4 protein-coding genes, 5 tRNA genes and 1 pseudogene are annotated in these 4,923 nt (G+C 52.0%); 8 read left to right on the top strand and 2 right to left on the bottom strand.

Annotation, left to right across the window (positions count from 1 at the left end):
- The 7 genes and pseudogenes from purH to purE form a co-directional block, all read left to right on the top strand.
- Positions 1-1,415: bifunctional phosphoribosylaminoimidazolecarboxamide formyltransferase/IMP cyclohydrolase (gene purH / locus COY37_RS06455; RefSeq protein ID WP_286976852.1), on the top strand; the 1,415-nt coding region annotated here is incomplete at its 5' end.
- A 191-nt stretch (positions 1,416-1,606) separates the two neighbouring features.
- Positions 1,607-1,682: transfer RNA gene (locus tag COY37_RS06450), tRNA-Lys, on the top strand.
- A gap of 1 nt (position 1,683) precedes the next feature.
- Positions 1,684-1,756 (top strand) — tRNA-Glu (locus tag COY37_RS06445).
- 22 nt (positions 1,757-1,778) lie between these two features.
- A tRNA-Val gene (locus COY37_RS06440) sits at positions 1,779-1,853 on the top strand.
- An 85-nt stretch (positions 1,854-1,938) separates the two neighbouring features.
- A tRNA-Asp gene (locus COY37_RS06435) sits at positions 1,939-2,015 on the top strand.
- A 162-nt stretch (positions 2,016-2,177) separates the two neighbouring features.
- A pseudogene (locus tag COY37_RS06430) lies at positions 2,178-2,444 on the top strand (DF family (seleno)protein); the annotation flags it as partial.
- Positions 2,445-2,550: 106 nt separating this feature from the next.
- Entirely contained in the window at positions 2,551-3,063 is a 513-nt protein-coding gene (gene purE / locus COY37_RS06425; protein ID WP_286679185.1) for a 5-(carboxyamino)imidazole ribonucleotide mutase, read from the top strand.
- Positions 3,064-3,081: 18 nt separating this feature from the next.
- Here the strand turns inward: purE and COY37_RS06420 are convergent, their stop codons facing one another.
- Positions 3,082-3,555: an NUDIX domain-containing protein gene (locus COY37_RS06420; RefSeq protein ID WP_286679184.1), complete on the bottom strand. Its 474-nt coding sequence runs from the start codon at positions 3,553-3,555 to the stop codon at positions 3,082-3,084.
- A 173-nt stretch (positions 3,556-3,728) separates the two neighbouring features.
- Here COY37_RS06420 and COY37_RS06415 point away from each other — a divergent pair.
- Positions 3,729-3,804, top strand: a tRNA-Phe gene (locus COY37_RS06415).
- Positions 3,805-3,905: 101 nt separating this feature from the next.
- On the opposite strand, the gene COY37_RS06410 is transcribed toward COY37_RS06415, so the two are convergent.
- Positions 3,906-4,923 (bottom strand): HigA family addiction module antitoxin (locus COY37_RS06410; protein ID WP_286976847.1); only part of this gene is annotated, 1,018 nt, incomplete at its 5' end.

Below are 4,923 nucleotides of genomic sequence, written 5' to 3'. Positions count from 1 at the left end.
TCGTGGTGGTCGAGGTATCCGAGTACACCGGCTTTCCCGAGATGATGGAGGGCAGGGTGAAGACCCTTCATCCCAAGATTTCCGGAGGCATCCTCGCCGACCGCAGGAAAGAGGAGCACATGCGCCAGATCGCCGAGGCCGCGATAGAGCCGATCGATCTCGTCTGCGTTAACCTCTATCCGTTCGCCGCAACGATTGCGCGGCCCGACGTAACGCTTGATGAGGCGATTGAGAACATCGATATCGGCGGGCCCACCATGATTCGCGCCGCCGCCAAGAATTTTGAGGGTGTAGCGGTCGTCGTCGATGCATCCTGGTACTCGAAGATCGTCGACGAGATGCAGACAAATGACGGCGCGATTACCCGCGATACCCGCTATGCGCTCTGCAAAGAGGCGTTTAAACACACCGCGATGTACGACGCGACGATCGCCCAGTGGCTCTACGGACACGACAGTAAAGCAGAGTTCCCCGAGGTGCTAACCTATACCTTAGAGAAAATAATGGATACCCGCTACGGCGAAAACCCGCACCAAAAGGCGGCCTATTACAAGCAGGCGGGCGCACCTGCGGATACGCTGGTCAATTTCAAGCAGATACACGGCAAAGAGCTTTCATATAATAATATCCTCGATATGAATTCGGCCTGGGGTCTGGTCTGTGAGTTCGCCGGCCCGGCCTGCGCCATTATCAAGCATAGCAACCCGTGCGGCTGCGCCATCGGCCTCGACCTCGCCGACGCCTACCAGAAGGCCTACGAATCGGATACCGTTTCAGCCTTCGGCGGCATCGTCGCGCTTAACCAGATGGTCGATAAGGTCACGGCTGAAAAAATCGCCTCAATTTTTGTCGAGGTCATCATCGCCCCCGGATTTGATCAGGACTCACTTGACACCCTTACCAAAAAGACCGATCTTCGCTTGATCGATACCGGCGGCGTGACCGAGATGGACTACTTCGACCACGACATTCGCAGGGTCAACGGCGGCGTCCTCGTTCAGGACTTCGACAATATCGAAGAGCCGGTCGCAAACTGGACCGTCATAAGCGAGGCCAAGCCGACCGATGCCCAGTGGAAGGATATGGCCTTTGCCTGGAAGGTTGCAAAACACGTCAAATCCAACGCCATCATCTACGTAAAAGACCAGGCCACAGTTGGTGTGGGTGCCGGTCAGATGAGCCGCGTGGATTCCACCTGGCTCGGAGCCCGCAAGGGTGGGGAAAAGGTACGAGGCGCTGTCGTTGCGTCCGATGCCTTCTTCCCGTTTAGAGACGGCCTTGATGCCGCGGTCGAGGCGGGCGCGGCATGCATTGTCGAGCCGGGCGGCTCGATTCGCGACGACGAGGTAATCGCTGCGGCGAACGAATACGGCATCCCGCTCGTCTTCACCGGCAAGCGCCACTTCAGGCATTAATCGCGTGTAATAACCCCTGGTATTAGGCTTGAATCGCGCAAATCAGGGGATAGCAACGATGCGTACAACAGCATCCGGCGTTTGACATCGGGGGTTAGCTGTAGTATCATATCTTTTGCTGTAGCGGTAATGCTTCACATGCCGCTACACTATTTTTGTTTACGGGTTTCGATAATCCGTGATTCGCAATTGGGCCGTTAGCTCAGCTGGTAGAGCACCGGACTTTTAATCCGGGTGTCGAAGGTTCGACCCCTTCACGGCTCACCATGCCCCCATCGTCTAGTGGCCTAGGACACAGCCCTTTCAAGGCTGCGGCGGGGATTCGAATTCCCCTGGGGGCACGAGAGTCACCTTTGGTGAACTGGGAGTTTAGCTCAGCGGGAGAGCACCTGCCTTACAAGCAGGGGGTCACAGGTTCAAATCCTGTAACTCCCACCAGTAGGTATTTGACCTGCACGGGGTCGTTGAAAATCATATTAAAAATCAGTATAATTTTGCTAGCCGCTAAAACGGCAATACAAATGGGGGCGTAGTGTAGCGGTTTAACATTCCGGCCTGTCACGCCGGCGATCGCGGGTTCGAATCCCGTCGCTCCCGCCAAAATCCCACTAACCGGTGGGTTTTTTGTTTACCGCTTTTTGCTAACCTCGCTAACGCTCCCGATGCTATAATTAAAGAGGTATGCGGGATAATAACCACCAAAGGAACGAGGCGTTTATGAATATCGAGCTGCTTTATTTTACGGGCTGACCCCATTTCGAGAACGCACAGGATGTGCTTGCCGAGGCTATGGAAGAGTTGGGGATAGACCAGCCGGTCGAGGTAATAGACGTGCGGGGTGAGCAGGAAGCCCAACAGCTTAAGTTCTTGGGCTCGCCGACCATCCGGGTTAACGGACAGGATGTCGACCCGGCGGCGCGTGAGGCCATCGATTACGGGATGGAGTGCCGGCTCTACCGTACCGAAGAGGGGACCGTGGGCTGGCCCAGTAAGGCGATGATGCTCGCCGCACTTAAAGCCGCCGTCTGATACCCTAACCCAAGCCCACATACAGGCCGATTATGATATCATAGTGCTTTAATTACTATGCTTTAATTATGGTGCTTGAGGATTTCTTGAGCCGGGAGCGATAGCGATGCGATCCAAGAATACTATACCGCTGGTTGGGATTTTAATGGGAAGCGACAGCGACCTTCCCGTAATGGAAAAAGCCGCCACCGTTTTACAGGAGCTGGGTGTGCCCTATGAGATGGATATCTCCTCGGCCCATCGCTTGCCCGATAAAACCGCCGAGTACGCCCGGACGGCGCGTGAGCGCGGCTTGATGGTGATTATCGCGGGCGCGGGGATGGCCGCGCATCTCGCCGGGGTCATTGCTTCGCACACGACACTCCCGGTAATCGGCGTGCCCTTAAAATCGGGCGCGTTGGCCGGTGTGGATGCGCTGTACGCCACGGTACAGATGCCGTCGGGTATACCGGTTGCCACAGTTGCCATAGATGGCGCCGCAAACGCCGCGTACCTGGCCTGCGAGATACTGGCCGTATCAAACCCTAAGATCGCCCAACGCCTCAAGGAAAAGCGCGAGAAGATCCGCACGCAACTAGAGGAAAAATCCAAGAAACTAAAAGAGGGTCTTATCGAGTAACGCCCTCGCCGCTGCGATCTAGAACCACTGCCGCTTACGTACTCCAAGGTATCGAGATTGAGATCGGGATACCGTATCCCCGGTAACCGCTTTCTTCGCTATGTCGTTAATCGGGGGATAAAGGACCTTGCCGTCCAGTTTCTCCGCGTCGACCCACTCGACCGAAATAGCGCTTGTATGCTTAGGATTTACTGCAGGGGTGCCCCCGCTCACCGTGCCGCTAAAAACGCAATGCAGCGTGTGCTCGATTTTGCCCGCGGACGGCGTCTCTAGGACGCAGAGCAGTTGCTCGACCTCAATTGAAACGCCGAGTTCCTCATCAAGCTCTCGCTTTAAGGTATCGATCAGGCTCTCGCCCTCGGCCACGCCGCCGCCCGGGATACCCCATACGATTGTCTCACCGTAAAGATACCTCATCAGAAGCACTTTACCCTCATTTACCAAAACTACCGATGGCCTAACTTTAATAATTCCCACCACCCCGCGTCGCATCTTGAACACTTACCTCAAATCATACAGAAAACCAGCGCTCGATTACAGCGAAATCGACAAAAGCGGCCGAGCCAAAGAGCCTCAGACTTGATTTTTTTCCAACTTTTGCGTAATCTAATGAAGTGGCTTTTTTGAGCTATTCGAGCTTTTTGAGCTGCATAATTTAATAAATTGGCCGGGTAGCTCAGTTGGTAGAGCAGGGGACTGAAAATCCCCGTGTCGGCGGTTCAAGTCCGTCCCCGGCCACCATAGTTTAGCAGGGAAAACAAGAAAACCACCGGATTATTGCCCGGCGGTTTTTGCATATCTTCCAACATCATTCTCCATTTCGGCTTAAATGCTATCTTTTGCTACCATTCATATTTAACTTTAAGCTTATTTAGTGTTGATTCGTGCCTTAATCGCCCATCATGTTGTAGTCTGCCAATAACTATACCAGGTGCAATATCCATTCTTTCGGCAAAATCAATGATTACTTCCCTTGTCATCCTCTGAGAAGTCTCTAAGAACTTCCTATAAGTAGTCTCATCTATAAGGATATTAGCAGAAAAAGCACTCGCTTCCCTTTCATATTCATCATCTGTCGCCCAATCATCAAGAAAGAGGTCTTTCTTTCCATGTAACAGTATATGGCCAACTTCATGGAATAAGCTAAACCAAAACTGATCGTTTGATTTAAACCTAAAGCTTAGTTGAATAACTGCTTTTTTTGGATTAAGCCAATATGTTGCACCACTTACATAACTATTAGGTAGATACGGCACAAATACTAGTGCTACCCCGCACTGTGCTAATACGTGCTTTAGTCTTGGCTCAAACTCTTTAGGTGCTTGCTGATTAAGGCTACGTATCTCATTTATCGAATTCCGTAGCTTCTTCTCATTAAAAGGCTCTGTTTCCGTAGCGGCGGCTTCAATCTCTCCCTTGCGTAACCATGCAGCTATAGCACCAGGGGAGGCGTTCCTTAAACTTGATTTATGAAAAGCGACCCGTCGTGGGTCTTTGATGGCGGCTAGTGAGGCAACCCCGAAGAAACTTAGCAATTCCTTAACTTGGTCTAATTTATCTGGGTGTTTCTTGATCCAACCCAGTTTTGCTATAGCCCCAATTGGGAAATCGTCGAGCTTTTTAGTTTGCTTGCGCAATTTTTCAATCTCTTCAAGGCGAGCTTTATTAAGCTGGTAGTCCCTCTCAAGGTTTAGCCATATATGGGCAGGCGTGCCCAATACATCTTCTAGCTGTACAGCTGTGTCGGCAGTAATTTCCTTCTTTCCTTTTATGATTTCGTTAATTGCTTGTATTGGCCGATCCATGCGTCTAGCTAGCTCGGTCTGCGATATTGACAATGCCTTTATTGTATCCAGAAGT

This window comes from Candidatus Aquicultor secundus (assembly GCF_002791875.1).
Classification (GTDB): Bacteria; Actinomycetota; Aquicultoria; order Aquicultorales; family Aquicultoraceae; genus Aquicultor_A; species Aquicultor_A secundus.
Note: the sequence above shows the minus strand (reverse complement) of the source record. Positions and strands in the feature narration are given on the sequence as shown.